General features: G+C 70.2%; 27 protein-coding genes. 15 read left to right on the top strand and 12 right to left on the bottom strand.

Annotated elements, in window-relative coordinates; genetic code table 11:
• Positions 1-433 precede the first annotated feature (433 nt).
• From Pph01_RS08580 to nicT, 3 genes are all read left to right on the top strand, one after another.
• On the top strand, positions 434-1,090 hold the full coding sequence (locus Pph01_RS08580; protein ID WP_204072460.1) for an alpha/beta hydrolase: 657 nt from the start codon (positions 434-436) through the stop codon (positions 1,088-1,090).
• A 305-nt stretch (positions 1,091-1,395) separates the two neighbouring features.
• Positions 1,396-1,848, top strand: a complete 453-nt coding sequence (locus tag Pph01_RS08575; protein ID WP_239116529.1) for an alpha/beta hydrolase — start codon at positions 1,396-1,398, stop codon at positions 1,846-1,848.
• Positions 1,849-1,970: 122 nt separating this feature from the next.
• The gene (gene nicT / locus Pph01_RS08570) at positions 1,971-3,086 is read left to right on the top strand and encodes a Nickel transporter NicT (protein WP_239116528.1); all 1,116 of its coding nucleotides are present in this window, start codon (positions 1,971-1,973) and stop codon (positions 3,084-3,086) included.
• A gap of 100 nt (positions 3,087-3,186) precedes the next feature.
• Here nicT and Pph01_RS08565 read toward each other — a convergent pair whose 3' ends face one another.
• Positions 3,187-4,035, bottom strand: a complete 849-nt coding sequence (locus tag Pph01_RS08565) for an NAD(P)H-binding protein (protein ID WP_204072459.1) — start codon at positions 4,033-4,035, stop codon at positions 3,187-3,189.
• 121 nt (positions 4,036-4,156) lie between these two features.
• On the opposite strand from Pph01_RS08565, the gene soxR reads away from it, so the two are divergent.
• Positions 4,157-4,597: a redox-sensitive transcriptional activator SoxR gene (gene soxR, locus Pph01_RS08560; protein ID WP_204072458.1), complete on the top strand. Its 441-nt coding sequence runs from the start codon at positions 4,157-4,159 to the stop codon at positions 4,595-4,597.
• Positions 4,598-4,609: 12 nt separating this feature from the next.
• Here soxR and Pph01_RS08555 read toward each other — a convergent pair whose 3' ends face one another.
• The gene (locus tag Pph01_RS08555; RefSeq protein ID WP_204072457.1) at positions 4,610-5,071 is read right to left on the bottom strand and encodes a MarR family winged helix-turn-helix transcriptional regulator; all 462 of its coding nucleotides are present in this window, start codon (positions 5,069-5,071) and stop codon (positions 4,610-4,612) included.
• 161 nt (positions 5,072-5,232) lie between these two features.
• On the opposite strand from Pph01_RS08555, the gene Pph01_RS08550 reads away from it, so the two are divergent.
• Complete coding sequence (locus tag Pph01_RS08550) at positions 5,233-5,799, top strand: NADPH-dependent FMN reductase (RefSeq protein WP_204072456.1); 567 nt, start codon at positions 5,233-5,235, stop codon at positions 5,797-5,799.
• Between the two features lie 126 nt (positions 5,800-5,925).
• On the opposite strand, the gene Pph01_RS08545 is transcribed toward Pph01_RS08550, so the two are convergent.
• The 3 genes from Pph01_RS08545 to Pph01_RS08535 are packed head-to-tail and all read right to left on the bottom strand — an operon-like array spanning position 5,926 to position 7,632.
• Positions 5,926-6,318, bottom strand: a complete 393-nt coding sequence (locus Pph01_RS08545; protein WP_204072455.1) for a DUF4180 domain-containing protein — start codon at positions 6,316-6,318, stop codon at positions 5,926-5,928.
• Positions 6,311-7,198, bottom strand: coding sequence for an alpha/beta fold hydrolase (locus Pph01_RS08540; protein WP_204072454.1), 888 nt, complete (start codon positions 7,196-7,198; stop codon positions 6,311-6,313). Before Pph01_RS08540 ends, Pph01_RS08545 begins: the two co-directional genes overlap by 8 nt.
• Positions 7,195-7,632, bottom strand: coding sequence for a helix-turn-helix domain-containing protein (locus Pph01_RS08535; RefSeq protein ID WP_204072453.1), 438 nt, complete (start codon positions 7,630-7,632; stop codon positions 7,195-7,197). Before Pph01_RS08535 ends, Pph01_RS08540 begins: the two co-directional genes overlap by 4 nt.
• 264 nt (positions 7,633-7,896) lie before the next feature.
• Here Pph01_RS08535 and Pph01_RS08530 point away from each other — a divergent pair, with 264 nt between their 5' ends.
• Entirely contained in the window at positions 7,897-8,862 is a 966-nt protein-coding gene (locus tag Pph01_RS08530; protein ID WP_204072452.1) for an ATP-binding cassette domain-containing protein, read from the top strand.
• 37 nt (positions 8,863-8,899) lie between these two features.
• Positions 8,900-9,649 carry an ABC transporter permease gene (locus tag Pph01_RS08525; RefSeq protein WP_204072451.1) on the top strand — a complete coding sequence of 250 codons (750 nt, stop codon included), beginning with the start codon at positions 8,900-8,902 and terminating at the stop codon, positions 9,647-9,649.
• Here Pph01_RS08525 and Pph01_RS08520 read toward each other — a convergent pair.
• Entirely contained in the window at positions 9,646-10,719 is a 1,074-nt protein-coding gene (locus Pph01_RS08520) for a TetR/AcrR family transcriptional regulator (RefSeq protein WP_204072450.1), read from the bottom strand. The two genes, Pph01_RS08525 and Pph01_RS08520, sit on opposite strands and share 4 nt — an antisense overlap.
• A 122-nt stretch (positions 10,720-10,841) precedes the next feature.
• Between Pph01_RS08520 and Pph01_RS08515 the strand changes: the two genes are divergently transcribed.
• Complete coding sequence (locus Pph01_RS08515; RefSeq protein ID WP_239116527.1) at positions 10,842-12,053, top strand: cytochrome P450 family protein; 1,212 nt, start codon at positions 10,842-10,844, stop codon at positions 12,051-12,053.
• A gap of 35 nt (positions 12,054-12,088) precedes the next feature.
• Complete coding sequence (clpX, locus tag Pph01_RS08510) at positions 12,089-13,351, top strand: ATP-dependent Clp protease ATP-binding subunit ClpX (RefSeq protein WP_204072449.1); 1,263 nt, start codon at positions 12,089-12,091, stop codon at positions 13,349-13,351.
• A gap of 60 nt (positions 13,352-13,411) precedes the next feature.
• Here the strand turns inward: clpX and Pph01_RS08505 are convergent, their stop codons facing one another.
• From Pph01_RS08505 to Pph01_RS08495, 3 genes are read right to left on the bottom strand one after another with little or no spacing between them, the layout of a single operon-like run.
• Positions 13,412-15,121: a SulP family inorganic anion transporter gene (locus Pph01_RS08505; protein ID WP_204072448.1), complete on the bottom strand. Its 1,710-nt coding sequence runs from the start codon at positions 15,119-15,121 to the stop codon at positions 13,412-13,414.
• On the bottom strand, positions 15,118-15,459 hold the full coding sequence (locus Pph01_RS08500) for an ArsR/SmtB family transcription factor (RefSeq protein WP_204072447.1): 342 nt from the start codon (positions 15,457-15,459) through the stop codon (positions 15,118-15,120). The genes Pph01_RS08505 and Pph01_RS08500 overlap by 4 nt, the downstream gene beginning before the upstream one ends.
• On the bottom strand, positions 15,459-15,659 hold the full coding sequence (locus Pph01_RS08495) for a hypothetical protein (RefSeq protein WP_204072446.1): 201 nt from the start codon (positions 15,657-15,659) through the stop codon (positions 15,459-15,461). Before Pph01_RS08495 ends, Pph01_RS08500 begins: the two co-directional genes overlap by 1 nt.
• A gap of 466 nt (positions 15,660-16,125) precedes the next feature.
• On the opposite strand from Pph01_RS08495, the gene Pph01_RS08490 reads away from it, so the two are divergent.
• Positions 16,126-17,631 (top strand): MFS transporter, encoded by a 1,506-nt coding sequence (locus Pph01_RS08490; protein WP_204072445.1) that lies wholly within the window; start codon positions 16,126-16,128, stop codon positions 17,629-17,631.
• On the opposite strand, the gene Pph01_RS08485 is transcribed toward Pph01_RS08490, so the two are convergent.
• Positions 17,628-19,142: a GMC family oxidoreductase gene (locus tag Pph01_RS08485; RefSeq protein ID WP_204072444.1), complete on the bottom strand. Its 1,515-nt coding sequence runs from the start codon at positions 19,140-19,142 to the stop codon at positions 17,628-17,630. The two genes, Pph01_RS08490 and Pph01_RS08485, sit on opposite strands and share 4 nt — an antisense overlap.
• A gap of 339 nt (positions 19,143-19,481) precedes the next feature.
• On the opposite strand from Pph01_RS08485, the gene Pph01_RS08480 reads away from it, so the two are divergent.
• The 4 genes from Pph01_RS08480 to Pph01_RS08465 all read left to right on the top strand — a co-directional run bounded on the left by Pph01_RS08480 (position 19,482) and on the right by Pph01_RS08465 (position 22,152).
• Positions 19,482-19,820 carry a YciI family protein gene (locus Pph01_RS08480; RefSeq protein ID WP_204072443.1) on the top strand — a complete coding sequence of 113 codons (339 nt, stop codon included), beginning with the start codon at positions 19,482-19,484 and terminating at the stop codon, positions 19,818-19,820.
• 38 nt (positions 19,821-19,858) lie between these two features.
• Positions 19,859-20,980 carry an RNA polymerase sigma factor gene (locus Pph01_RS08475; protein WP_239116526.1) on the top strand — a complete coding sequence of 374 codons (1,122 nt, stop codon included), beginning with the start codon at positions 19,859-19,861 and terminating at the stop codon, positions 20,978-20,980.
• Between the two features lie 42 nt (positions 20,981-21,022).
• The gene (locus Pph01_RS08470; protein WP_204072442.1) at positions 21,023-21,649 is read left to right on the top strand and encodes a YceI family protein; all 627 of its coding nucleotides are present in this window, start codon (positions 21,023-21,025) and stop codon (positions 21,647-21,649) included.
• Positions 21,650-21,717: 68 nt separating this feature from the next.
• On the top strand, positions 21,718-22,152 hold the full coding sequence (locus Pph01_RS08465; RefSeq protein ID WP_204072441.1) for an ester cyclase: 435 nt from the start codon (positions 21,718-21,720) through the stop codon (positions 22,150-22,152).
• Positions 22,153-22,221: 69 nt separating this feature from the next.
• Here the strand turns inward: Pph01_RS08465 and Pph01_RS08460 are convergent, their stop codons facing one another.
• Positions 22,222-23,061 carry a helix-turn-helix transcriptional regulator gene (locus Pph01_RS08460; protein ID WP_239116525.1) on the bottom strand — a complete coding sequence of 280 codons (840 nt, stop codon included), beginning with the start codon at positions 23,059-23,061 and terminating at the stop codon, positions 22,222-22,224.
• A 106-nt stretch (positions 23,062-23,167) separates the two neighbouring features.
• On the opposite strand from Pph01_RS08460, the gene Pph01_RS08455 reads away from it, so the two are divergent.
• On the top strand, positions 23,168-24,010 hold the full coding sequence (locus Pph01_RS08455) for an SDR family NAD(P)-dependent oxidoreductase (protein WP_239116524.1): 843 nt from the start codon (positions 23,168-23,170) through the stop codon (positions 24,008-24,010).
• 159 nt (positions 24,011-24,169) lie between these two features.
• On the opposite strand, the gene mmsB is transcribed toward Pph01_RS08455, so the two are convergent.
• Positions 24,170-25,432, bottom strand: coding sequence for a multiple monosaccharide ABC transporter permease (mmsB, locus tag Pph01_RS08450; protein ID WP_204072438.1), 1,263 nt, complete (start codon positions 25,430-25,432; stop codon positions 24,170-24,172).
• Positions 25,433-25,434: the final 2 nt, after the last annotated feature.

The following is a 25,434-nucleotide window of genomic DNA, read 5'->3' as shown; positions in this document are numbered from 1 at the left end:
TTGACCGGTGAGGAGTGCCGGATACCGTACGACGCCACCGGGAGGGGAGAGAGGGCTGCTCGCGGGCCCGGCGTGCCGGGCTCCGCTTGGTAGTGTCCCTGCGGCCGCGAGTGTCCCGAACCGGTCCGCGAGCCGCAGGGGTCACGCTGGCAGGCCCGGGGTGCCGCTCGGGTCGAGCGGCGGGTGTGGGTGGACCTGCCAGGGCTGCGGGGCGCGTCGGCTTCCAGCTCGGCCGCGAGCTCGTCGCGCGGGACGCGGCGCAGGGCGGCGTAGTCGGCGGAACAGGCTTTACACCCGGACGATCGCGCATGTATCGCGGACGGTCGTGAGTGGTTATCGGCGTGCGCTGGTACCTAGGATTCGAACTCCTGGGCGCGCCGGGGCCGTTCCGAATATCACATGAAACCTTGGAGCACTGTTCATGACTACCGTCATGCTCGTCCACGGCGCCTGGCACCGGCCGAACGCCTGGGCGAAGCTCGAGACCGAGTTGCACGCACTCGGCTATGGCACGCATGCGCCGGCCCTACCGAGCGCAGGCGAACATCCCACCGCAGGCATGCATGACGACGCCGCCGTGCTGGCTGGCGAGCTGGCGTCGATCGCAGGACCGGTCGTGCTGCTCGGCCACTCCTACGGGGGCATCCCGATCACCGAGGCCGCCGCCGGGGCGGGCAATGTCGAGCGGCTGATCTACCTTGCCGCATACATGCCGGAGAAGGGACAGTCGATGTACGCCATCCACGGCCTCCCCGATCCCGAAGACATGAGCGGCCTGTTCCCGCTCATCAACGAACCGCGTACCTCGCTGTATGGCGATCTGCCCGAAGACGAGGCCGAGCAGGCGGTGAGCACGTTGGTCAATCAGACCGTCCGATCGTTCGCGGAGAAGGTCGACGCGGCCGCCTGGCTGGAGATCCCGTCCACCTACATCGTCGCCGAGCAGGACAAGGCCATCCCTCCGGCGCTGCAGGAGAAGATGGCAGCCCAGGCCGCCGAGATCCGCCGGCTGACCAGCAGTCATTCTCCGTTCTTGTCCCAGCCGGCCCAGCTGGCCGCCCTCATCGACGAAATCGTGCGGTCGGCTTAAGGACCTGGTTGGTGTACCGGACGCATACGCCGGGGAAGGCGTCCCCGGCGTATGCGTCCGGCCGTCGACGCGGCACCGCACGGCGGGCGATGGACGTGCTCCGGGCGCGGCGGCCTGGCGGGGCTTCCTCGGCGGGGTGGCCACGCGCTCCTCAAAGGGGCGGGTCGTCGTGCTCGGCGATGGCGTGTCTCACCGAGTTCCCATGCGACCTACCTACCCTCAGGGGGTGGGGACGTGCGCGGGGACGTGCTGGTCGATAAGGATGCGCGCGGCGCCATGCTCGGACTGCACTGACCCGAAGGAAAGTGTCAGCCCACGTAGCTAATCTGCGGCTGGTCGGCCACAGCTACGGCGGAATGGTGATCACGGGCGTCGCCGACCGCGTGCCCGGCCGTGTGGCCGCTCTGGTGTACCTGGACGCCATGGTGCCGGGCGACGGCGACTCGTGCTGGAACCTGGTCTCCGAGCGGGAGCGGCAGTGGTACACGGACGTGGTGGAGACGGGGTACGCGGTGCGTCCTCTGCCGTTCTTCGACCCCCGGGCCACACCCCACCCGATCGCCTCGCTGCTCGAGCCGCTGCGCCTCACCCGCGATCCGGCGCGGGTCCGGCGCCGTGTCTACGCGTACGCGGCGGGCTGGGACGGTGAGTCCCCCTTCACGAATGTCTACGAGCGGCTGCGCGAGGACCCCGCGTGGGCGACGTACGCGCTGGACGGCGGGCACAACCTCATGCGGGAGCCCCGGAGGACCTGCTGAAGATCCTTCTCGAGGCCGCGGAACCCCGGCTCGGCTCACCGTGAGGTCGGTGTGCCCCTTCTTCCCAATTGCAAAGCGCTCGCAGTATCCCTAATATCCGGAATGTCCTAAGGGGGGCTCGGATGGGAAGTCCGGCGGCCGCGGTACGGCGCCGAATGTCGGGGATGTCGCGCGAGGAGTGGCTCCGGGTGGCGGGGATGGCGGCATTCGTGATCGCCCTGCACATCGCCGGTTGGTTCTCCCTGCTCGCCCTGGTCGCTCCGCGGCATTATCAGCTCGGGACGTCCGGCGCCTTCACCGTGGGCCTGGGCGTCACCGCGTACACACTGGGCATGCGGCACGCCTTCGACGCCGACCACATCGCCGCGATCGACAACACGACGCGGAAGCTGATGGCCGACGGACAGCGCCCCCTCTCTGTGGGGTTCTGGTTCTCCCTGGGCCACTCTTCGATAGTTTTCGGCCTGTGTCTGCTCCTCAGCCTGGGCGTGCGGACCCTGGCGGGACAGGTCGAGAGCGAGTCGTCCACCCTGCAGAACGTGACCGGGCTCATCGGAACGCTCGTGTCGGGCATCTTCCTCGTGATCATCGCGTTGATCAACATGGTCGTGCTGTGGGGGATCCTCAAGGTGTTCCGTGAGATGCGCCGGGGCTCCTTCGACGAGGCCGCGCTGGAGGAACAGCTCAACAACCGCGGCTTCATGAACCGGATCCTGTCGGGCGCCACCAAGGCCGTCCGCAGGCCCTGGCACATGTATCCGATCGGCCTGCTGTTCGGCCTGGGATTCGACACGGCCACCGAGGTGTCCCTGCTGGTCCTGGCGGGCGGTGCGGCCGTGTTCAACCTGCCCTGGTACGCCGTGCTCACCCTGCCCGTGCTGTTCGCCGCCGGGATGAGCCTGCTCGACTCCATCGACGGCTGCTTCATGAACTTCGCGTACGGCTGGGCCTTCTCCAAGCCGGTCCGCAAGGTCTACTACAACATCACGATCACGGCGCTGTCGGTCGCCGTGGCGGTCATCGTCGGAGCCGTCGAACTGCTGGGACTGCTGGCGAACAGGCTCGGGATCGAGACCGGCCCGCTGGCGGCGATCGCCGGTCTCGACCTGAACTACGTGGGCTACGCAATCGTCGCGCTGTTCGTGCTCACCTGGGTCGTGGCGCTGGCCGTCTGGCGCTTCGGCCGGATCGAGCAGCGCTGGTCGGCGTCGGTGCGGCCGGCCGACGCCGACGCCTGACCCCCGACGTACGGCGACGCCTGACCCGACTCGCGCTGACCCCACTGGAGGCCGGCGCCCGGCCGCGGCGCCGGCCCGGTCACACGGGGGAGACGTCGCCTCACGCGGGGGAGAAGTCGCGGGCGTGCTCGCGGGCCCATTCGCCGAACGTGCGGGCCGGGACGCCCGTGACCTGTTCCACCGTGTGCGTCACCGGTTCCGGCCGGTCGGCGAGCGTGGCCCAGTAACCCAGCGCGCCGTCGACGAAGGCGGCATCGCCCCAGGAGGCCAGCAACTGCTCCCGCGCCCGCTCCGGAGGCAACTCCTCCCAGCGCACGGGCCGGCCGATCGCCTCGCCGATGAGGCGCACCTGATCCGCCTGGGTGACCGCCTCAGGTCCGGTGAGGACGTACTTCGCGCCGGCATGGCCGTCGTCGAGAAGGGCCCGCGCCGCCACGGCCGCGACGTCCCGTTCGTGGATCAGCGACCGGGCCGCCGCGCCGTACGGCCATCGCACGACGCCTTCAGTACGGATCTGGTCGGCCCATCCGAGCGTGTTGGCCGCGAGGCCGCCGACCCGAAGGAAGGTCCAGTCGAGCGCCGACCGCTCGATGAGGTGCTCGATCTCGCCCCAGAATCCGTTCTCCTCCGGCTTCAGATCGTCGCGGACCGACATCGCGGACAGGTAGACGACGTGGCGGGCGTTCCTGGCGAGCGCGTCCACGACCGCGGGTGCCGCCTCGGCGGACAGGAAGGGCCAGAGCAGGAAGACCTTCGTCACACCGTCCAGGGCGGCGTCGAGCGTGCGCGGGTCGGCGAGGTCGCCCTGGACGGCGTGGACACCATCGGGCAGAGCGCCGGCCGCCGGCCTCCGGGCCAGGGCCCGGACGTCGCCCCCGCCGTCCCGCAGACGGGCGACGACGTGCCGCCCGACGTTGCCGGTCGCACCGATCACCAGAAAACCAGACATGAGCATCCCCTCAAGGTCGCGGACCGCCGGCCCCGCGTGGCCGGCGCGAGGAACCCGGGCGGGAACCTCAGAGAAGAGGCTCGGACTTAAACAATGGTGTAAGTCAAGCTAGGGTGATCGCGTGTCACCGAGAGAGGTCGACGAGCTCACGATCGGCGAGCTGTCCCTGCACAGCGGCGTACCGGCGACGGCGCTGCGGTTCTACGAGCGGCAGGGACTGCTCCGCAGCCGCCGCACTCCCGGGAACCAGCGCAGGTACGGCCGCGCGGCGGTGGGAAAGATCGCGTTCATCCGGGCCTCGCGGAACGCGGGTGTGCCCCTCGCGATGATCGGGGAGGTCCTCGGGATCCTTCCCGAGGACGCCGCTCCGACCAGGGAGTTCTGGATCAGGGCCGCCCGGTGCTGGAGCACGCATCTCGACGACCGGATCTCCAGGCTGGAGCGCGCCCGCGAGGTGTTCGGAGGTTGCGCGAGCTGCGGCTGCCTGGCGTTCGACCGGTGCGCCCTGATGAATCCGGGCACGAGCGAACCGGCCGGCGAGGCCGTCGACGACGAGATGTGACGGGGCCCCGGATCAGCCCGCCGCCGACTTGCTCACCGCGGACATGATGCGGACGAACGCGTCGAGGTCGGCCGGGTCGATGTGGTCCATGACGTGCCGGCGAGCGCTCGCGAGATGAGTCGGGTAGGCGTTCTCGAGGCGACGGAGACCGGCATCGGTGAGCACCGCGAACGACCCTCTGCCGTCCGCTGCGCACTTGCGGCGCTCGACGAATCCCTGGGCGACGAGCCGGTCGACGATGCGCGTCATGCCGGCGGGGGTGAAACTGCTCATCATCGCCAGTTCGCTCATCCTGAGCTGCCGGTCGGGCGCCTCGGAGAGCTGGACCAGTACGCCGTACTCGCTGAGGCTCATGCCGTGACCGGCGATGAGGTCGGCGTCCAGGGCGCGCGGAAGAAGGACGAGCGCGTGAGCCAGAGCTCGCCAGGCGGTCTCTTCGCCGGCTGACAGGGGTTGGACGTCTGTGGCTGCCACACCGAGCAGTCTACTTCCTTGCTATTTACTTGACGAAGCAACAACCGTGCTACTGTTTATTTAGCTCAGCAACTAGTTTGGGAGTGCCGCCCTGAGCTGCCCTTTTGTTTCCCCGGGCGGGCGAGCGCAAGTCCCGATCTCAAAGAAAGTGCATGTTTCCCGTGACCAAAATCGCGATCATTCTCGGAAGCACCCGGCCCGGCCGCAACGGCGAGGCCGTTGCCAAGTGGGTCCTCGAGCAGGCGAGCAAGCGCACCGACGCCCAGTTCGAGCTTGTCGATCTGAAGGACTACAACCTGCCCCACCTGGACGAGGCCATCCCCCCGTCGCTGGGCCAGTACTCCCAGCCGCACACCCACGAATGGGCCGCGAAGATCGCCCAGTTCGACGGCTACATCTTCGTGACGCCGGAGTACAACCACTCCACGTCCGGTGCGCTGAAGAACGCCATCGACTTCCTGTACGGCGAGTGGAACAACAAGGCGGCGGGCTTCGTCAGCTACGGCTCCGTCGGCGGCGCCCGGGCGGTGGAGCACCTTCGCCTGATCATGGGCGAGTTGCAGATCGCGGACGTGCGTGCGCAGGTGGCGTTGTCGCTGGCGACGGACTTTGAGAACTACCACATCTTCACCCCCGCGGCCTACCACGAGGACAACCTCACGACCCTGTTCGACCAGCTCGTCGCCTGGAGCCGTGCCCTCGCGCCGCTCCGCGCGTCGGCCGCCTGAGAGATGTCCGGAGCCGGCACGCCGCGTCGCGGTGACGCCGGTGAAGCCGTCCCCCGCGGTCGACCCGCCACAGTCGACCGGCCACGGGGGACGGCTTCGCGGTCTCCGTCCAGGCCCGCGGGTCCGTCAGCCTCCTGCGCCGTCGGCGGAAGCGGTCCGCGCCAGCCGGTCGGCGAGGCTCTCGGCGTCGAGGACGAACCACGTCTGCGCGCCCCTGTTGCTCTCGTACACGAAGTCGCGGAGGGCGGAGCTCCCGGCCGTGTGCCGTGACACGTCACCGAGGACGGCGAGGCCCAGCCGGTAGTTGACGAACTTCTGGATGATGTCGCCGGCGACGCGCGTGCGCAGCTGGAAGAACTCCTCGCCGAGCCGGCTCGCCGGGACCGCGACCCATTCGGCGCCCGCGCCGAACGCCTCCCCGATGAGGTCGAGCGCCTCACGCTCGCCGCGCAGGACCGGCCCCTCCGGCTCGCACACGAGGACGGGGACGCCGCCGAGGTGCCGAAGTGAGTCAGCCATGGTCGCGGTTCCTCTCCGTCGCCCGCAGGAACCCGAGGATCCGCGAGGTCTGCCCTTGCAGGAGGTGCCCGGCGTCCTCAAGGAGGTCGACCGTCGCGTGCGGCACGTTCCGCGCGATCCGCCGGCGGGTGCCGTACGAGTCGAGCAGGGCGTCCCTGCCGCCGGCGATCACCAGGACGGGCATCGTCAGCCGCCGGAGCGTGTCGTCGGCGAAGACGGGGAGCCGATCCCTCCTCGGCCTGAAATGCCTGTCGATGAGCATCACGAAGTCCGCGAACGACCGGTCCCGCTCCGGATCCGCGCTCTGTTCCGCGGACGGGCGGACACCGAGGACGAGCCGCATGAGGGTCCGCCGCCCACGCCGCCCGAACAGCGCCAGCGGTACGGCGGCGAGCAGCACGCCGTACTTCTGCCGGCCGATGCCGCCGGGGCACAGCAGCGCCATACGGTCGATCCGCTCCGGGCGCCGGGTCGCGTAGTCGACGGCCAGCCATCCGCCGAGCGAGACTCCCACCAGTGACGCGCGCTCGACGTGCAGCTCCTCCAGCACGTCGTCGAGCCACAACGCGTAGGCGTCCGACCTGAGCGCGGGCCGTGAAGGCGCGCTGAGACCCGGTTCGCCGATCATGTCGACGGCGTGGACGCGGAAGTGGGCGGACCAGACGGCGGCGTCCGCCGCCCACATCGCCGCGTTCGCCCTCGACCCGTGCAGCAGCACGAGAGGCGGGGCGTCCCGCGGCCCGCAGGACATGACGAACGTCTCGCCCTCCCGGGTCGGGACGCGCGACTGCTCGCCGGGCACCGGCCAGTCGTCCAGGTATTCGCGGTATCGCCGCTCCACGGCTCGTGCGCCGTCGGCCGAGGTGTAGAGGGAGCTCATGGCCGCTCGTCCGCGATCACATTGATGATTTTGAGCAGGTCGGCGGTGGTGTCCAGGCCGCCTACGATGATGATCTTCATGCCGGCCCTCTCCTCGTCGTAGACGATCTCGATGTGCAGGCGTTCGCCGTCGTGGGGATGGGCGACGGCAGCCGTGATCATGGTGCTCAGGCGGTTCATCGTGGTCGGATCGACGGCGTCGATCTGCACGATTCCGGTCACCTCGGTGCGCCGGTGGCGCGGCGCGTCCTCCCGCGCCGGCGTGGCCACCGGATGTCCGGTGAACGCCTCGAGGTCGTCGCGGGCGATCCGGTACTGCCGGCCGCCGATGCGGACCGCCTTCAACCGGCCGTCGCGCACGTAGCCGCGAACGGTCTTCACGTGGAGGCCCAGGAGGTCGGCCACCTGGTCCACCGAATAGAGCTGATCGGACACCGCAACACCCTCTTGTCGCTTAACTTCCCTAAGATGATGACATGAATGGGAGTGTTAGGGAAGTTAAGGGGATCACCTCACCGTGCGGGCCGATTTCATGGACGGATCTGGCCGTAAATCGGTTGACTCTTCCCGTGCCGGAGGATCCAGACTTGGCAGGGCCGGCCGGCCCTCGCCCACACCAGGCGCCGGCCATCGCCCATCCACCCCCTCCGCGTCAGTGACGGCTGACGGCGCGAGGGCTCTGAGAACGGAGAGGAAGACGTGATCATCGAAGCGCACGGGTTGCGCAAGACGTTCACCGCCAAACGGGGACGCGGCAAGACCGAGCAGGTCGAGGCGGTCAGGGGTGTCGATCTGGAGGTCGAGGAGGGCCAGATCTTCGCCGTGCTCGGCCCGAACGGTGCGGGCAAGACCACCACGATCAGGATGCTCGCCACCCTCATCCCGCCCACGTCGGGGACCGCCGTCGTCGCGGGCCACGATGTGACCAGGGAGCCCGGCAAGGTGCGGGAGAACATCGGCTACGTCGGCCAGGCCGGCGGAGTGGACGAGAACTCTCCGGGACGCGACGGCATCGTCCTCGCCGCGCGGCTCGGCGGCATGTCACGCAAGCAGGCGGAGGCCCGCAGCGAGGAGCTGCTCACCGCGTTCAGCCTGACCGAGTTCGCCGATCGGCCGATCAAGACGCTCTCCGGGGGCCAGAAGCGGCGGTTCGCGCTCGCCATCGGGCTCGTGAACCGGCCGCCGCTGTTCTTCCTCGACGAGCCGACCACCGGTCTCGACCCGCAGAACCGGGCCAACCTCTGGGACGAGGTCCGCGCGCTGCGCAAGCAGGGGACCAGCGTGTTGCTGACGACGCACTACCTGGAGGAGGCCGACGCGCTCTGCGACCGGCTGGTCATCATCGACCACGGCCTGGTGGTCGCCGAGGGCACGCCCGACGACCTGAAGAAGGAGATCGCGGGCGACGTCGTCACCCTGAGGCTGGGGGAGGCCGCGAACGAGCCCGCACAGGCGCTCCTCACCGCGGAGCCGTACGTTAAGGACGTGCGCACCGAGGACGAGACGCTGCGCGTCTACGTCGACGACGGCGAGCACAACCTTCCCCACCTGCTGCGCGCCCTGGAGGCCGGCGGGCTCGGCATCCAGTCCATCTCACTCGACCGGGCGACGCTCGACGACGTCTTCCTGCGTCACACCGGTCGATCGCTCCGCGACGCCGACTGAGACTCCAGGACCCCGACGAGAACCGATTGGACCCCCGATGTTCCGACACACGATGTTGTTCCTCGGCTACGAGCTCAGGCTCACCCTGCGCAATCCGGTGTGGCCGTTGTTCGGCATCCTCCAGCCCGTGCTCTACCTGTTGTTGTTCGCGCCGCTCGTGGCCAACACCACCGTCGGCGGCACGATGGGCGACACGCTCCGGCTGTTCACGCCCGGCGTGCTGATGATGATCGCCCTCTTCGGATCGTTGTTCGTGGGCTTCGGCATGATCAACGAGATCCGCAACGGCTACCTCGAGCGGCTGGCGGTCAGCCCGGCGTGGCGGCCGGCGATCGTGCTCGGCCGCACCATGCGCGACATGATCGTGCTGGTCCTGCAGGCGCTCCTCGTGATCGGCCTGGCCTGGCTGATGGGCATGCGGGCCAGCGCTCCCGGCGTGCTCGTGATGCTCGTGCTCATGGCGGCGACCGGCCTGCTCGCGTCCGGGCTCTCGTACGGCCTGGCGCTCGCGCTGCGGGACGAGAACGGGATGAGCCAGATCATGCAGTTCTTCGCGCTGCCGCTGATCCTGCTCACCGGCATCATGTTGCCGATGTCGTTGGCGCCGCAGTGGATGCAGACGGTCGCACACTTCAACCCGCTCTACCACGCGGTCGAGGCGGGCCGTTCGCTGTTCGACGGCGACTTCACCGACGGCTCGATCCCGCTCGCCTTCGGTCTCACCCTGGCGCTCGGCGCTCTGACGCTGACCTGGTCGGTCTCGTCGATGAAGAAGCTCGCGGGCTAGCCAGGCGAGACCGTCGCCGCCGCGTGGCCCGCGCCGAACCCTTCGGCGCGGGCGACGACGCGGCCCGACTCGACGCGGACGGCGGTCTCGGTCGCGTCGCTGACCGCCGGTACGCCCGCCGCCTCGGCGAGGGCGCCCGTCTCGTCGCACACCACCTGCAGGCGCGGCCACGCCGCCATCGGGAACGCCTGGTGGAGGCACACGCACAGGTCGGCGACGACCAGCCGTGCCAGGGGCGCCAACTCGCCCGGCGAACTCGTGACGAGGACGGCGGTGACGTCGGCGCCCGCCGCCGCGGCGCGGACCGCGTCCTCGGCGGCGGCGGCGCGGTGCAGCCCCAGGATCGTCACCACGCCGTCTCTCGTGAGCCGTGCGGCTTCACCGCGTACCAGGTCGACCGCGGGCGGCGGCGCCCAGGGCTCGTCCGCGGCCCGGGTCGGAGGGATCATCGGCGGGGGCGGCCACCGGTCGCCCAGGTCGAGGTCCGCGAGTCGCTCACACGCGCTGACGATGTTGAAGGGCTCGACGAAACCGGGTGCGGCGGCGGCCATCTGGCCTGCGCCGTGCAGGGTCGTGAGCGCGACCTCCGCGGTGCGCACCAGGCGGGCATCGGGCGTCCTTCGCGGGCCGAGCTGTTCGAGGGCGAGGCCGAGCAGGATCGCGTCGAGCTTCATGAGCTGCGCGAACGGACGCCGGACACGTTCGTCGGCGAGGACCTCGGGCATCAGGTCCCTGCCCAGCGCGGCCATGCCGTGCCGGTCGTCCGTGGCGAGGGGGAACCGGGTCACCCAGGCGCGGGCGAACGCCCCGAGCGCGTCCCGGGGCGTGCGGCCGGGCTCGGGATGCGACGGCTCGGGCGTCCGTTCGGCCAGGTCGGCCAGCACGGCGAAGTAGAGGGCCCGCTTGCCGGGGAAGTTGGAGTACACCGCGCCGCGGGTGAGCTCGGCCCGTTCGGCGATGCCGTCGATCTTGGCGTCCCGGAAGCCCCGTTCGGTGAACTCGGCTCTCGCGGCGGCCAGCACCTTGGCGCGGTTGCGCTCCTGGGTCTCCGCTCTGGTGAGCCGGCTCATGGTCCCCCTCTTCCGGCGTTGCCGTCCGTTCTCCCGGCATTGCCGTACGTCCCGGAGCAAGATACCGTTGCCATTCACATGATGAGATCATCTGATCACACCATTCGGAAACTGGAGCGTCCATGGCCGGTGTCAGCCGGGAAGTGAGCGGGGTCCCGGAGATCGATCTGTCGGACGCCGAGGTGATGCGCGACCCCTTCGCCGTGTACGACGAGGCCAGGGAGCACTCGCCCGTCGCGCGGCTGACCGCCCCGGGATTCGGCGGGATGTGGGCCGTCACGCGGCACGAGGACGCCCGGACGCTGCTGGCCGACCCGCGGTTCGAGCTGAACGCGAGCAGTTTCATCCGCCCCGACGTGCCCGAGGACTGCCTGCCGTACATGCGGTCGATGGCCGAGATGAACGGGCACGAACATCTGCGTCTGCGCAGGCTGGTCGCGCCGGCGTTCACCGCGCGCCGGGCCGCGGACTTCCGGCCCCGGATCGAGCCGGTCGTCGGCGCCCTGCTCGACGGCCTGCCCGGCGACGCCGATGACGGCGAGGTGGACCTGCTGCGGCATTTCGCGCGGCCGTTGCCGATGGAGGTCATCTGCGAACTGGTCGGCATACCCGAGCCCGACCGGCCCCGCTGGCGCGAGTACGGCGCCACGATCATGGCGGGCTCCGGCCAGGGGTTCGCGTCGGCCGTCCCCGGCATCGTGGAGGACGCCAAGGCGGCGATCGCACGCCGCTGCGAAGAGCCCGCCGACGACCTGTTGTCGGACCTCATCCGCGCGCACGCCGAGGACGGCGACCGGCTCAGCGAGACCGAGATGGTGACGCTCGTCTGGAACCTGGTCCTGGCCGGTCAGACCCCGGCCAACCTCATCGCCAACGCCGTGCACGCCCTGCTCGGGCACCCCGGGCAGCTCGCCGCGCTGCGCGAGGACCCCGCGCTCATGCCGCGCGCCGTCGAGGAGCTCATGCGCTGGTGCGGCCCGACGTTGCTGGCCATCCCGCGCTTCGCGACGCAGGACGTCGAACTGCACGGCACGCTGATACACAAGGGCGACGCCGTGACCGCCGCGGTCGCCTCCGCCAACCGCGATCCGCGCGCGTACGCCCACCCGGACCGACTCGACGTCAGGCGGCCGGCGGGGACAGCCGGCCACCTGGGCTTCTCCCACGGCCCGCACTTCTGTCTCGGGGCGTCCATCGCCCGGGTGCAGACGGAGGTCGCGCTGACCTCACTGCTGAGCCGGTTCCCCGGCCTGGCGCCGGGGAGCGCCTTCGGCGACGTCCGCGCCCTCGACCCGGGGACGTGGCGGCTGACGTCGCTTCCCGTCACCCTCTGAACCCGTCCGCACGATCCCTGAGGAGACCTCCTCCCGTGGCACGCACCGATCACGACCCGCTGAAGTGCGCCTTCTGCGGAAAAGGCCATTCACAGGTCAGGAAGCTCATCGCGGGCCCCGGCCGGATCTGCATCTGCGACGAATGCGTCGGCCTGTGCACCGAGCTCATCGAGGAGGAACTCGGGGAACGCGCCGCCGACGAGCCACGGGACCTGCCGAAGCCGCGGGAGATCCACGCGTTCCTCGACCAGTACGTCATCGGCCAGGACGACGCCAAGAAGGCCCTTTCCGTGGCGGTCTACAACCACTACAAACGGATCCGTCCCGGGGCCGGGGGGAGTGAGCAGGTCGAGCTGGGCAAGTCCAACATCCTGCTGATCGGCCCGACCGGATGCGGCAAGACCCTGCTGGCCCAGACCCTCGCCCGGATGCTCGACGTCCCGTTCGCCGTCGCCGACGCCACGGCCCTGACCGAGGCCGGCTACGTGGGGGAGGACGTCGAGAACATCCTGCTCAGGCTCGTTCAGGCCGCCGACCACGACATCGCCAGGGCCGAGGCCGGCATCGTCTACATCGACGAGATCGACAAGATCGCCAGGAAGGGTGAGAACCCGTCGATCACCCGTGACGTCTCCGGCGAGGGGGTGCAGCAGGCGCTGCTGAAGATCCTGGAGGGCACGACGGCGAACGTCGCCCCGCAGGGCGGTCGCAAGCACCCGCACCAGGAGTTCCTCCAGATCGACACGGCCAACGTGCTGTTCATCGTCGGCGGCGCGTTCGCGGGCCTTGAGCCGATCGTCGAGCGGCGGACGGCCCGTGACGGCGCGGGGTTCGGCGCGGTGCTTCGCGGCCCCGAGGAGCGGGACGTCCTCGCCGAGGTCATGCCCCAGGACCTGCTGGCGTTCGGGCTGATCCCCGAGCTCGTCGGGCGCCTTCCCGTGGTCTCCACGTTCCGTCCGCTGGACCGGACGGCGCTGGCGCGGATCCTCACCGAGCCGCGCAACGCGCTGATCAAGCAGTATCAGAGGCTCTTCGAACTCGACGGCGTCGAACTCGAGTTCACCGAAGACGCCGTCGCCGCGATCGCCGACCAGGCGCTGCTCCGCCGTACGGGCGCGCGGGCGGCCCGCGCGATCCTCGAGGAGATCCTGCTGAACGTGATGTACGAGGTGCCGAGCAGGGACGACGTGGCCCGGGTCGTCATCGACCGCGACACCGTGCTCGACAACGTCAATCCGACCCTGGTGCCGCGGCGACGGCCGGACGGCCGGCGGGGGCGCGGGCAGAAGTCCGCCTGACGCCCACTCGTCGGCACCGGGTGAAGCAGTCGTTCACGACCGGACCAGCCGCGGACCATTTCAGCTCGGGACGGCGTCGCGCGCGACGGGGGTGAGGACTCCGGCGTGGTGGAGCCGGTCCCGGGCGGCGGAGATCGCCTCTGGAGTGGTGGCGAAGACCTGGCCGGCCTGGTCGAGGCGGGCGATGACGCCAAGGGCGTGCAGCGGCTGGTGGTGGCCGTCGCGGATGCCGGAGACGTAGACCGTGATGTTGCGCCGTTCCAGCCGTTGGATGGCGTCGCCCAGGACCAGGGCACCGCTGGCGTCGATCGTGGTCACGCGGGACATGCGCAGGATCACGACGGAGACGGTGGCCACCTCTGACAGTTCCAGCAGGAACCGGTGGGCCGCGGCGAAGAACAGCGGGCCGTCCAGGCGGTAGGCCACGATGTGCTCGGCGAGCAGGGCGTGTTCCTGCTCGGTGTGGTCGCCGGGCAGGTCGGGGTGGATCGGCGTCGTGTCGAGGCGGACATCACGTGCGATGCTGCGCAGGGCGAGTGCGCCGGCCACGATCAGGCCGAGGATGACGGCCTGGACCAGGTCGAGCGCCAAGGTGGCGACCGCGGTCAGCACCAGGACCATCGCATCGCCGCGAGTGGAGCGGACCATGGCCTTGACCGAGCCGACCTCCACCATCCGGACGGAGGTGGCCAGCAGGACACCGGCCAGCGCTGCGAGCGGGATGTGGGCGACCAGGCCGGAGGCGGTGAAAACGATCACGGCCAGGATGCCGGCATGGGCCAGAGCCGCCAGGCGGGAATGGGCACCCGAGCGGACGTTGACCGCGGTGCGCGCGATGGCTCCGGTGGCCGGGACGCCCCCGAACAACGGGGCGGCCAGGTTGGCCAGGCCCTGACCGAACAGCTCCCGGTCAGGGTCGTGCTTGTGATTGACGCTCATGCCGTCGGCGACGGCGGCGGACAACAACGATTCCAGCGCGGCCAGTGCGGCGACCGCCACCGCGGGAGCCACCAGTGAAGGCAGCGCGCCCATGTCCAGGAATGCCAAGGAGGGGACGGGCAACCCGGCGGGCAGCTCGCCGATCCGTGTCACCGGCAGATCAGCCAGCGCGGCGATGACGGTGGTGAGGGCGACGGCGACCAGCGAGAAGGGAAAGGTGGGCCGCCAGCGGCCGCCCGCCAGCATCAGCGAGGCGACTGCGGCGGTGATGGCCAGAGCCCACCAGTGTGGCTGCGCGAGGAAGTCTCGGACGGCGTGCCAGGCCACGACGGTGACCTTGTCGCCTTCCGGTGTCGGTACGCCGAGGGCAGCGGGGATCTGCTGCAGACCGATCACGCAGGCGATGCCGATCGTGAAGCCCTCAACGACGGGAGCCGGGACCAGAGCCATGTACTTGCCCGCGTGACCCAGCGCGAGCGCGATGAGCAGCAGTCCGGCGAGCACGCCGACTGTCAGCACGCCGGAGGCGCCGTGCTGGTGCATGATCGGAACCAGTACCACCGTCATCGCGCCGGTGGGGCCTGAGACCTGCAGGCGGGAACCGCCGAACACGGCCGCGAGCGCCCCGGCGACCACCGCGGTGGCCAGGCCGGCTGCGGCGCCCATGCCAGAGGAGATGCCGAATCCGAGCGCCAGCGGCAATGCGACGATCGCCACGGTGAGCCCGGCCAGCAGGTCGCGGCGGGGACGGCGGCCCATCGCGGCGAACTCGGCGCGCTCAGGCAGCACCGAGCGAACTCGGGCCAAGCCCGAGCCGAACGCAGTGGTCATCGGACGCGGGTCTCCGTGCCGAGCAGCTCGCTCAATAGCTCGTTCTGCCCGGTGAGCTTCTGCGTCAGGAGCTTGCGGGCCGCCTTCAGCAGGTCGGCGACGTCGCCGCCGGCGAGGGCATAGAACACGGTGGAGCCCTCGCGGTGAGCGGTGACCATCCCTGAACGGCGCAGCACGGCCAGGTGTTGCGACAGCCCGGTCGGCTCGACCTCGATGGCGGCCAGCAGTTCTCGCACGGGCATCGGCCCGTCCTGCAGCAACTCCAGCACACGGATCCGTACCGGGTGCCCGAGCAGCCGGAACAGCTCAGCCTTGGCCTCGTACAGCGGAACCGACATCACAGTGCCGTCTCCTCGCCCGATTCGGCGTCCTCGTCGCCGAGCTCGACGCCATGCGCCCGAGCAAGCCGTACCACGTCGTCCCACTCTCCTTCAGCGACGAGCATCTCGTCGACATCATGCTCACGGCGCGCCCGTTCCAGCGCCGTACGCGCTGAACGTGCCCGCTCTCTGATCGCAGCAGCGAATGGCCCGCTCACGTCACGTCCTCGATCTCGGTCACGACTGATCTCACCTCATGATGAAGTGAATTACGCATATTCGCAATTCGTGGAGCCTGGGACGGCAGGATCGGGCCGCTGACGATCAGTGCGACGCCGCCGTGGAAGGGGATGTCGTCCGGCTGCCGCGAGGGGTTCGGCGTGGCGCTCCGCGGCCCGGAGGGAGCGGGACGTCCTGTCCGCGGTCACGCCCCAGGACCTGCTGGCGTTCGGGTTGATCCCCGAGCTTGTCGGACACGCGCGCCCGCGGTGATCGCGCGTCCGTCGCGCGGCCTGCGGAGATGACCTGCCTTGCTGAAACAGCATGAGGATTTGCAGGACTGCGGCGTCTTGGGACACCTTCGGCTGTGCCCTCGCCCGGAGCATCCGGCCCGGCCGCGCGCCCCCCCGCACATCCCTCGCGCATCTCGTATGCGCGTCCGCTGTCATCTGTAAGGAATCACCGATGAGTACCGAAAGCAGTCCCGCCGACACGGAGCGGGCGGGCGCGGGTCCCGACCCCCGCCGATGGCTCGCACTGGCGGTCATCTGTGTGTCGATGCTGATGGTGGTGCTCGACGTGTCCATCGTCAACATCGCACTTCCGCGCGCCCAGATCGACCTGGGCATCTCCGACGCGGACCGGCAGTGGGTCGTGACGGCCTACGCGCTCGCCTTCGGCGGGCTCCTGTTGCTGGGCGGCCGCGTCGTCGACTTCGCCGGTCGCAAACGCGTGTTCGTGATCGGGTTGCTCGGTTTCGCCGCCGCCTCCATGCTCGGGGGCCTCGCGCCGAGTGCGGGGCTTCTGTTCGCCGCCCGTGCCCTGCAGGGAGGGTTCTCCGCGCTGCTCGCTCCGGCCTCGCTGTCGCTGATCACTGTGTCCTTCACCGAGCCGCGGGAACGCGCGAAGGCGTTCGGGATCTACGGCGCGATCCAGGGCGGCGGGGGAGCGGTGGGGCTGATCCTGGGCGGTGTGCTGACGGAGTACGCCGACTGGCGCTGGTGCCTGTTCGTCAACGTCCCCATCGCGATCGCGGCGGCGTCGTCCGCGCTGCCGGTCGTGCGGGAAAGCCGCGCCGACGGCGAACGCCACTACGACGTGCCCGGCGCCCTTCTGGTCACAGGCGGCCTGGTCGCCCTCGTCTACGGTTTCACCCGGGCCGCCGAAGGAACGGGCTGGCTCGCGCCCTCGACACTGGGACTGCTCGCGGCCGCGGCCGCCCTGCTGGTCGCCTTCGTCGTCGTCGAGAAGCGCGCCACGCATCCGCTGCTGCCGCTGAGGGTGGTGCTCGACCGCAACCGCGGCGGATCGTTCCTGGCCTCCGTGCTGATCGGCGCGGGCATGTTCGGCATGCTGCTCTTCCTGACCTTCTACTTCCAGGTCAATCTCGGCTACACGCCGATCCAGGCGGGGCTGGCGTACCTCCCGTTCAGCGCCGGCGTCATCGCCGCCTCGACGCTGGGGTCGGGCCTGGTGACGCGCCTGGGCGCCAGGGCGTTGATGTCCGGCGGGATCGCCGTGGCCGCCGTGGGGATGTTCTGGCTGACCGGCATCGACGCGTCCTCGTCGTACGTCAGCGGTGCGCTGCCCGCCGAGATCGTGACAAGTCTGGGCCTCGGCCTATTCTTCCTGGCCGTGCCCAACGTCGCCCTGGCCGGAGTCGCTCCGCATGACATCGGGGTGACCAGTGCGATGCTGAGCACGTCTCAGCAGATCGGCGGCGCACTCGGCCCGGCGCTGCTCAACACCCTGTACGTCTCGGCCCTGGCCGCCTACTTCGCCCCGGACGACCCCGCGTCCGGCGGCGTGCCTCGAACGAGGCTGCTGGAGGGCTACCTGTACGGCTACCGCGTCGCGTACCTGGCCGGTGGTGTGCTGTTCGTGCTCGCGCTCGCAGCCGTGGTGTCGATGCTCCGGACGTCGAAGGCTCGCACCCGATCGGACGAGACGTCCCCGGCTCACACGCACTAGGGAGCCGGCGCGTCGCGCACCAGTTGCGCGGCGCGTTCGGCGATCGCGTAGACGGTGGCGTGGGGAAAGCCGACCAGGGCGCCCGGCATGACGGAGGCGTCGGCGACGCGTAGCCCGTCGACGCCGCGTACGCGCAGCGCGGTGTCGACGACGGACTGCTCGTCCGTTCCCAAGCGGCAGGTGCCGGCAGGATGGTTGATGCTTCCCAGGTTGTCCCGGACGAACGTGGCGAGTTCCTCGTCCGTGTCCACCTCATGGCCGGGGGCGACCTCCGAGTGGCACCAGGAGGCGAGGGCGGGCGCGGAGCCGATGCGGCGTGCAGCCCGCACGCCCGCGGTCATGATCTTGAGGTCGTCGCCGTCCTGCAGGTACCGCGGGTCGATCAGGGGCCGGGTGAGCGGATCGGCGCTCGCGAGCCGTACGGTCCCGCGACTGGCGGGCCGCGCGAGGATGACGGATATGGAATATGTCCGGCCCAGACCGTGCGAGCGGTGGCCGGGCGCGTCGACCAGGAGGATCTGGTGGTCGGGACCGTCCGTCGCGTAGGGCGAGCGGCAGAACCCCCATACCTCGCCGCGCTGGTCGCCCGGGGCCAGGGGCTTGGCCGCGCGGTACACGAGATTGCTGATCGGGTGGTCCCGGAGGTTCGCGCCGACCTCCGGCGCGTCGTGCACGACGGGAATGCCGAGGCTGCGCAGATGTTCTCGCGGTCCCACTCCCGAAAGGAGGAGGAGTTGCGCGGAGCCGAAGGCGCCGGCTGTCAGGACCACGTCACGGCGTGAGCGCACGGTCACCAGGGTGCCCGGGGCGTCGGGCGGCGCGTAGACGACGCCGGTGCATCGGCCCTGCTCGATGAGCAGCCGGTGCACCAGGGCTCCATCGATGATGTGCAGGTTCGCCCGTGCGCGCACGGCGGAGGTGAGGTAGGCGTCCGTGGCGCTCTGCCGCCTGCCGGCGACGATGTTCCAGTCGGGGCGTCCGAAGCCCTCTTCCAACCCCGAGCTCAGGTCCCGCGCAGTGGGATGGCCGCACTGCGCCGCAGCCTCCAGGCCGGCGAGGATCAGCGGGCTGAGCGGGTCCGCGGGTCTCGGCGTGAGCGGTCCGTCCGTACCGCGCACCGCGGGATCACGATGAGGCGCCGTCTCCGAGCGCCTGAAGTAGGGGAGCAGGTCGGCGTAGGCCCAGCCGGCCGTTTCCCAGGCGTCGTAACCCGAACGGTGGCCTCGCGCGAACATCATGGCGTTGATGGCGGACGAGCCACCCAGTCCGCGGCCACGAGCGATGAGCGTGGAGGTACCGGTCGCCCGTTGGGTGACCGTGGTGTCGCCCCAGCAGGCAGCACTGTCCAGCAACTCGGGCCACGCGAGCGGTGACGCGATCTTCTCCGCGGTCTCGGCGGAGTGCGGGCCGCCCGCCTCCACCAGCAGCACCCGCCTACCGATGTCCTGCGACAGCCGGGCTGCCAGTACACAGCCTGCGCTCCCGGCGCCCACCACTATGTGGTCGTACACATCCGTATCCATCACGCAGGTCCGATCCTGGTCTCACACCGCGTTGCCGCCCACACCAAACGACACAAGAAGCAAAAACAGTCGCAAACCGATCATGCGACGCATGTCACCTCGTGGCCATCCGCCCAAAGTCATGCCGGTGCAATGTTTCGCCAAGTCGCCCACTGCGGGTGCCAGGGAGGGGCAGCGCTTCCATGGCGGCGGTGAGGGCTCACCGTCTCGGCGGCCGCAGTGGCGACTAGTGTCTCGGCTGTCCCTGAAACGCGGGCCCGATCGTGTCCCCCGCGCCGCCGCTCGTTCGTCGTACATGTGAGAGCCCACTTGCCTCCGGAGGTCGAGATGCAGTACGCCTTGCTGATCTACAACGCGCCCGGCTTCTACGAGGCGCTGTCGGATGCGGACATTGAGACGGCGTACGCCGAGTACGACGCCTTGGCCGACGACCCGCGGTGCGTCGGCGCCACGCAGTTGCATCCCGCCGAGACGGCGACCAGCGTACGCGTCGTCGGAGGGCGGACGCTGATCACCGACGGTCCGTTCGCGGACACCAAGGAGGTGCTCGGCGGAATCTGCCTGATCGAGGCGGCCGACCTGGATGAGGCGCTCGAACTGGCGGCAGGCGTCCCGGCTGTCCGGCTCGGCGGAGTGGTGGAGGTCAGGCCGGTGGTGCGACGCTGAGCGCGCTGGAGGCCGTCTTCCGGGACGAGTGGGGGCGGGTGCTGGCCTCGCTGGTCGGGTTCCTCGGCGACTTCGACAAGGCCGAGGAGGCCGCGCAGGAGGCGTTCGCGATCGCGGCGCAGCGTTGGCCGGAATCGGGGGTGCCGGCCAACCCGGGTGCGTGGCTGGTGACTACGGCCCGGAACCGGGCGATCGACCGGATCCGCCGGGAGCGCACCCTGGCCGAGAAGATCCACCTGCTGCCCGCGCCCGACGCCGTCATGGAGGAGTTCGACGACACCGTGATCAAGGACGAACGGCTTGAGCTGATCTTCACGTGCTGTCACCCGGCGCTGGCGCTGGAGGGGCAGGTGGCGCTCACGCTGCGCGCCCTCGGGGGCCTGGAGACCGCCGAGATCGCCCGTGCCTTCCTGGTCTCCGAGGAGACCATGAAGCGGCGCCTCTCCCGCGCCAAGGCCAAGATCAAGGCGACCGGGATCCCGTTCGCGGTTCCCGGCGCCCACCGGCTGCCCGAACGCCTCGACGCGGTGCTCGCCGTCATCTACCTGATCTACAACGAGGGCTATCGCGGCCGGGTCGACCTCGGCGTGGAAGCCATCCACCTGGGGCGGGTGCTCGCCGCGCTCATGCCGGACCAACCGGAGGCGCACGGGCTGCTGGCGCTGATGACGATCCACCACGCCCGGCGGCGGGCCCGGTTCTCGGGCGAGGACCTCGTGCTGCTCGAGGATCAGGACCGATCGTTGTGGGACGAGGACCAGATCGCGGAGGGGCGGGCGGTGCTCGATCGGGCGCTCGCGCTGGGCGGGCGCGGCGCCTATGTCGTTCAGGCCGCGATCGCGTCGCTGCAGACGCGGGAGCGGATCGACTGGCCGCAGGTCGCCGAGATGTACCGGCGGCTGGTCGAGCTCACCGGCTCCCCGGTGGTCGAGCTCAACCGCGCCGTGGCGGTCGCCCAGGCCGGCGACCCCGCCACGGCGTTGCGCGCCGTCGACCGCCTCGACCTGGACGGCTACCTCTACTTCCACTCGACCCGCGGAGAGTTGTTGCGCCGTCTCAGCCGGGACGCCGAGGCCCGGGCGGCGTACCTCCGGGCGCTGGAGCTGGCCGCCTCGACCCCCGAGCGGCGGTTCCTGACCCGGAGGCTCGAAGATCTCTGATCCGGGCCGTCCCCCGGGCGGGCGCTCGTTCGTCGCCTGGGTATGAGCGACAATCTTTCGTCCCATTCGCCTGAGCCGCACGGCCGCACCGGCGCCGGCATCCAGGCCGGTCCGCAGTGGCTTGCCGTCGCGATCCCGGGATACCTGGCCGGCACCTGGAAGGCCGACCCGGTGCACTCCGAGGTCGGCTTCTCCGTCCGGCACCTCATGGTCGGCAAGGTGCGCGGCCGGTTCACCGGCTACGACGTCACGATCGTCACGGGCGAGGACCCGCTGAGCTCGTCGGTCACCGCGACGATCGACCTCGCGTCCATCGACACCGGCTACGAACGGAGGGACGCCTACCTCCGCTCCATCGACTACTTCGAGGTCGACAAGCACCCGACGATGAGCTACCGCTCGACCGGCGTCCGCCGGGCCGTCGACGAGTGGCTCGTCGACGGCGAGCTGACGTTGCACGGCGTCACCCGGCAGGTGCCGCTGGCCGTCGAGGTGGGCGGGTTCGGCCCTGACCCGTTCGGCGGGCAGCGGGCCGGCTTCTCCGCGACCGCGCAGATCAACCGGCGCGACTTCGGCGTCGACCACATCATCCCGATGGACGGCGGCGGCGTCGTGGTCGGCGACGTGATCTTGATCAGCCTGGAGATCCAGGCCGTCCTCGAGAAGTGACCGGACCCCGACGGGCGGGGAGCAGCGCCGCCCACCCGGACCTTCGTACCGACCAGAGGAGAAACCACATGTCCACGGACCAGGCGACCGGCAACAAGGCGACGTTCGGCCGCTTCCACGACGCCGTCAACAGCCGCGACGCGGATCTCATCGCGAAGACGATCGACGAGGTCGTCCATCCGGACCTGGTGTTCCACGCGCCGGTGCCGATGGGCGCGACGGGGGCGCAGGCGCTCAAGCACGTGTGGGAGGTGCTCCTCCGCGCGTTCCCCGACATCCACGTCGCGGTCGAGGACGTGGTGGCGGAGGGGGACAAGGTCGTCTACCGCAACACGGTCACCGGAACCCACCAGGGCGAGTACAGGGGCCTCGCGCCCACCGGCAGATCCGTCACCTACAACGAGATCTTCATCATCCGCTTCGCCGGCGGCCGCATCGCCGAGATCTGGGGAGTCGTCGACGGCCTGTCGCAGCTCCGGCAACTCGGCGCCATTCCGGCCTAGGCGTACCGACCATGGACGTCGACGGCTCGCCGACGCCTCCGCCGTTCGGGTGTCGGTCGAGCCTCGGCGTCACGTGGAATGGATGTCAGCCGTAGCGGCGGCGTTCCTCACCCCACCGGGACGTTCCCACCGCCGCCAGCGGGCGGCGAGTTCGACGCGACTGGCACAGCCGGTCGCCTCCAGGGCCCGGCTGAGGTGCTTCTTGACGGTGTCGACCCCGATGAACAGGCGGTCGGCGATCCGCTGGTTGGTCAGGCCCTGAGCAGCGAGCCGGGCGACCTCCCACTCCCGGGGCGTCAACCGCCACTCGGAGCGGGAGGCCGTCTGCTCGCGGTGACGAGCGAGCTGCTCGACGGCGAGCGGGGCGAGATGGCGCCGCAGTGTCCGCAGCACCGCCAGGTCGCGGACGGACACCTGTGGTGTGTCGCGCACCGCCATGCCGACGTACAGCACACCGGCCGGTCCGCCGTCGATCACCATGCCGGCCTTACCCGTGATCCCGTATGGCCGGAGGAACCGCTCGGCGTACTCCCGATCCTGTGCCACCTCGTCCAATGTGACCACACCGGCGGCCGTCAGCAGCCGACAGGCCCGCTCGGTGCGGAACGGGTCGGACTCTGCCCAATGGGCGGCGTAGTCGGCCAGAAACCGCGGAGAATAGCCGCCCTGGACACCGCAGCCGCTTCCGACGGCCTCGTACAGGGTGCCGCCGTGCAGCACCGCGATCCCGGCGTAGCCGAACCAGCGCTGCAGAGCCCGTACCAGCCGTTCCTGGAACTCCCGCAGGTCGGTGGCCCGGTCGACCGCCTCCAGCACGCCGACGAGACGCCGGTAGTCGGCGACCGCCATCGGTTCGCCGGCCGGCAACGGGCGGGGAACGGGGACCGGTCCGTCGAGAGCGTCTGCCATAGGCCAATCTTCCACCTTTGGGCCATACCTCGAGATGAGGCGGCGGGGCATCGTGATCACATCGCCTTGGGCACCCGGCCGGAGGCGAGCTGAGAAGGGATCCACAGTGAACACCGTCCCGAGCCCACGCCGATGGTTGATCACCGGTGCCAACAGCGGCCTCGGAGCCGCCTTCACCCGGGCCGCCCTCGCGGCCGGTGACGTGGTGATCGCCGCGGTCCGCCGTCCCGGGGCCATGGCCGAGGCGGCCGCCGAGCACCCGGGCCGGGTGACGGTCGTCGAGTTGGACGTCCGCGACGCCGCGGCCTGCCGGCGCGCGATCGAGACCGCCGGCCGCATCGACGTCCTGGTCAACAACGCCGGCTACGGGATCGTCGGCGCGATCGAGGAGACCACGGAAGAGGAGGTCCGCGACGCGTTCGAGGTGATGTTCCACGCCCCGCTGCGGTTGACCAGGCTGGTGCTGCGGCAGATGCGTGAGCGGGGGAGCGGGGCGATCATCCAGGTCAGCAGCATGGGCGGCCTGCTGTCCTTTGCCGGCGCCGGCGCCTACTGCGCGGCCAAGGGGGCGCTCGAGCAGGCCAGCGAGGCGCTCGCGGCCGAGGTCGGGCCGCTGGGGATCGACGTCGTCATCGTCGAACCAGGAGCCTTCCGGACCGGGTTCGCCGGATCGGCGCTCCGCCAGAGCGTGCCGATCCCCGGCTACGAGGACACGGTGGGCCCGACACGGGCCTCGTTGACGGCGTCGCACGGCAACCAGCCCGGCGATCCCGACAAGGCCGCGCGCGCGGTCCTGAACGCGCTCGACCTGCCGGAGCCTCCGCTACGGCTGGCGCTGGGTGAGGATGCGATCTCCGCCATCCGGGCGAAACTCACCGCGGTGGCCGCGGATCTGGACGCCACCGCCCACCTCGCCGGTCACACCGCCGTGGCGAGCACGGCGGACTGAACAGAGCGGAAGTCCGGTGCACCGCAGCGGACGGCTTGCGCCTGTTGAACGCCACAGGTGAAGCCGCACTTCGAAGCCGGGTGGGGAGACGGAAGAGGCCGCGGGCCGGGACGTGATCACGTCCCGGCCCGCGGCCTCTTTTCCGTCGTACGCCCGGGGTCAGCGGCTGGCGCTCGCCGCCCGGCGCTTGGTCCACACGTCGAAGGCGACCGCGGCCAGCAGGACGATGCCCTTCACGAGCATGACCCGCTCACTCGGCGAGCCGATGAGGGACATGCCGTTGTTGATGACGCCCATGATGAGACCGCCGGTGACCGCGCCGACCACCTTGCCGACGCCGCCCTGGACGGCCGCGCCGCCGATGAACGCCGCCGCGATCGCGTCCAGCTCGAAGGAGTTGCCCGCGGTGGGGCCCGCCTGGTTGAGCCGGCCGGCGAAGATGATGCCGGCGATCGCGGACAGGACGCCCATGTTGACGAAGATCCAGAAGATGACCGACTTGACCTTGATGCCGGACAGGAGCGCGGCCTGCAGGTTGCCGCCGATGGCGTAGATCCGCCGGCCGAACACGGCGCGGTTGGTCACCAGCGAGTAGCCCAGCACCAGCGCCGCCAGCAGCACGAGCACCCAGGGCAGGTTCTTGAACCGGGCGAGCTGCACGACCACGAAGAGGATGACCGCGGCGGCCACGACCACCTTGAGCAGGAAGACCGGGATCGAGTCGACGCTCTGGCGGTAGCCCAGCCGCGCGGCGCGGGAGCGCCACTGGGCGATCGCCATGCCCGCGACCGCCACGATGCCGATCAGCAGGCTGAACAGGTCGGCGCCGCCCAGCGGGCCGAGGCCGATGTTGCCCAGATAGCCGTCGGTGAAGCCGTTCGACAGGGTGCGAACCGCGTCGGGGAACGGGCCGATGCCCTGGTTGCCCAGGACGGTGAGGGTGAGCGCGCGGAACAGCAACATGCCGGCGAGCGTGACGATGAAGGCGGGGATGCCGAAGTAGGCGATCCAGTACCCCTGCCAGGCGCCGATGAGGGCGCCGGCGATCAGCGTGATGAGCAGCGCCAGCGGCCAGGGGACTCCGTAGTTGACCATCAACACGGCGGCGATGGCGCCGGTGACCGCGACGACCGAGCCGACCGACAGGTCGATGTGCCCGGCGATGATGATCAGGATCATCCCGATCGACAGGATCAGGATGTAGGAGTTCTGAACGATGATGTTCGAGATGTTCTGCGGCTGGAGCAGCGCCCCATCGGTGAGAATCGTGAACAGCAACACGATCAGCGCGAAGGCGATGTAGATGCCGCTCTGCCGTACGTTGATCGACAGGCCCGATGACCTGCCGGGCGTGCCCGGTGCGGGCGCGTCCTTCGCGCCCGACGCGAGGGCCGCGTCAGAGGGGGAGGTGCTGCTGCTCATCG

The sequence above is a fragment of the Planotetraspora phitsanulokensis genome, from assembly GCF_016863295.1.
Taxonomy (GTDB): domain Bacteria; phylum Actinomycetota; class Actinomycetes; order Streptosporangiales; family Streptosporangiaceae; genus Planotetraspora; species Planotetraspora phitsanulokensis.
Note: the sequence above shows the minus strand (reverse complement) of the source record. Positions and strands in the feature narration are given on the sequence as shown.

What these genes read in the sequence shown, in the direction of transcription:
- Pph01_RS08465 (WP_204072441.1), top strand. Translation starts at nt 21,718, where the DNA reads ATGTCCACGGACCAGGCGACCGGCAACAAGGCGACGTTCGGCCGCTTC.
- Pph01_RS08460 (WP_239116525.1), bottom strand. Translation starts at nt 23,061, where the DNA reads ATGGCAGACGCTCTCGACGGACCGGTCCCCGTTCCCCGCCCGTTGCCG.
- Pph01_RS08500 (WP_204072447.1), bottom strand. Translation starts at nt 15,459, where the DNA reads ATGTCGGTTCCGCTGTACGAGGCCAAGGCTGAGCTGTTCCGGCTGCTC.
- Pph01_RS08520 (WP_204072450.1), bottom strand. Translation starts at nt 10,719, where the DNA reads ATGAGCCGGCTCACCAGAGCGGAGACCCAGGAGCGCAACCGCGCCAAG.
- Pph01_RS08545 (WP_204072455.1), bottom strand. Translation starts at nt 6,318, where the DNA reads ATGGCTGACTCACTTCGGCACCTCGGCGGCGTCCCCGTCCTCGTGTGC.
- Pph01_RS08470 (WP_204072442.1), top strand. Translation starts at nt 21,023, where the DNA reads ATGAGCGACAATCTTTCGTCCCATTCGCCTGAGCCGCACGGCCGCACC.
- mmsB (WP_204072438.1), bottom strand. Translation starts at nt 25,432, where the DNA reads ATGAGCAGCAGCACCTCCCCCTCTGACGCGGCCCTCGCGTCGGGCGCG.
- Pph01_RS08480 (WP_204072443.1), top strand. Translation starts at nt 19,482, where the DNA reads ATGCAGTACGCCTTGCTGATCTACAACGCGCCCGGCTTCTACGAGGCG.
- nicT (WP_239116528.1), top strand. Translation starts at nt 1,971, where the DNA reads ATGGGAAGTCCGGCGGCCGCGGTACGGCGCCGAATGTCGGGGATGTCG.
- Pph01_RS08540 (WP_204072454.1), bottom strand. Translation starts at nt 7,198, where the DNA reads ATGAGCTCCCTCTACACCTCGGCCGACGGCGCACGAGCCGTGGAGCGG.
- Pph01_RS08515 (WP_239116527.1), top strand. Translation starts at nt 10,842, where the DNA reads ATGGCCGGTGTCAGCCGGGAAGTGAGCGGGGTCCCGGAGATCGATCTG.
- Pph01_RS08525 (WP_204072451.1), top strand. Translation starts at nt 8,900, where the DNA reads ATGTTCCGACACACGATGTTGTTCCTCGGCTACGAGCTCAGGCTCACC.
- Pph01_RS08490 (WP_204072445.1), top strand. Translation starts at nt 16,126, where the DNA reads ATGAGTACCGAAAGCAGTCCCGCCGACACGGAGCGGGCGGGCGCGGGT.
- Pph01_RS08565 (WP_204072459.1), bottom strand. Translation starts at nt 4,035, where the DNA reads ATGTCTGGTTTTCTGGTGATCGGTGCGACCGGCAACGTCGGGCGGCAC.
- Pph01_RS08580 (WP_204072460.1), top strand. Translation starts at nt 434, where the DNA reads ATGCTCGTCCACGGCGCCTGGCACCGGCCGAACGCCTGGGCGAAGCTC.
- Pph01_RS08505 (WP_204072448.1), bottom strand. Translation starts at nt 15,121, where the DNA reads ATGACCACTGCGTTCGGCTCGGGCTTGGCCCGAGTTCGCTCGGTGCTG.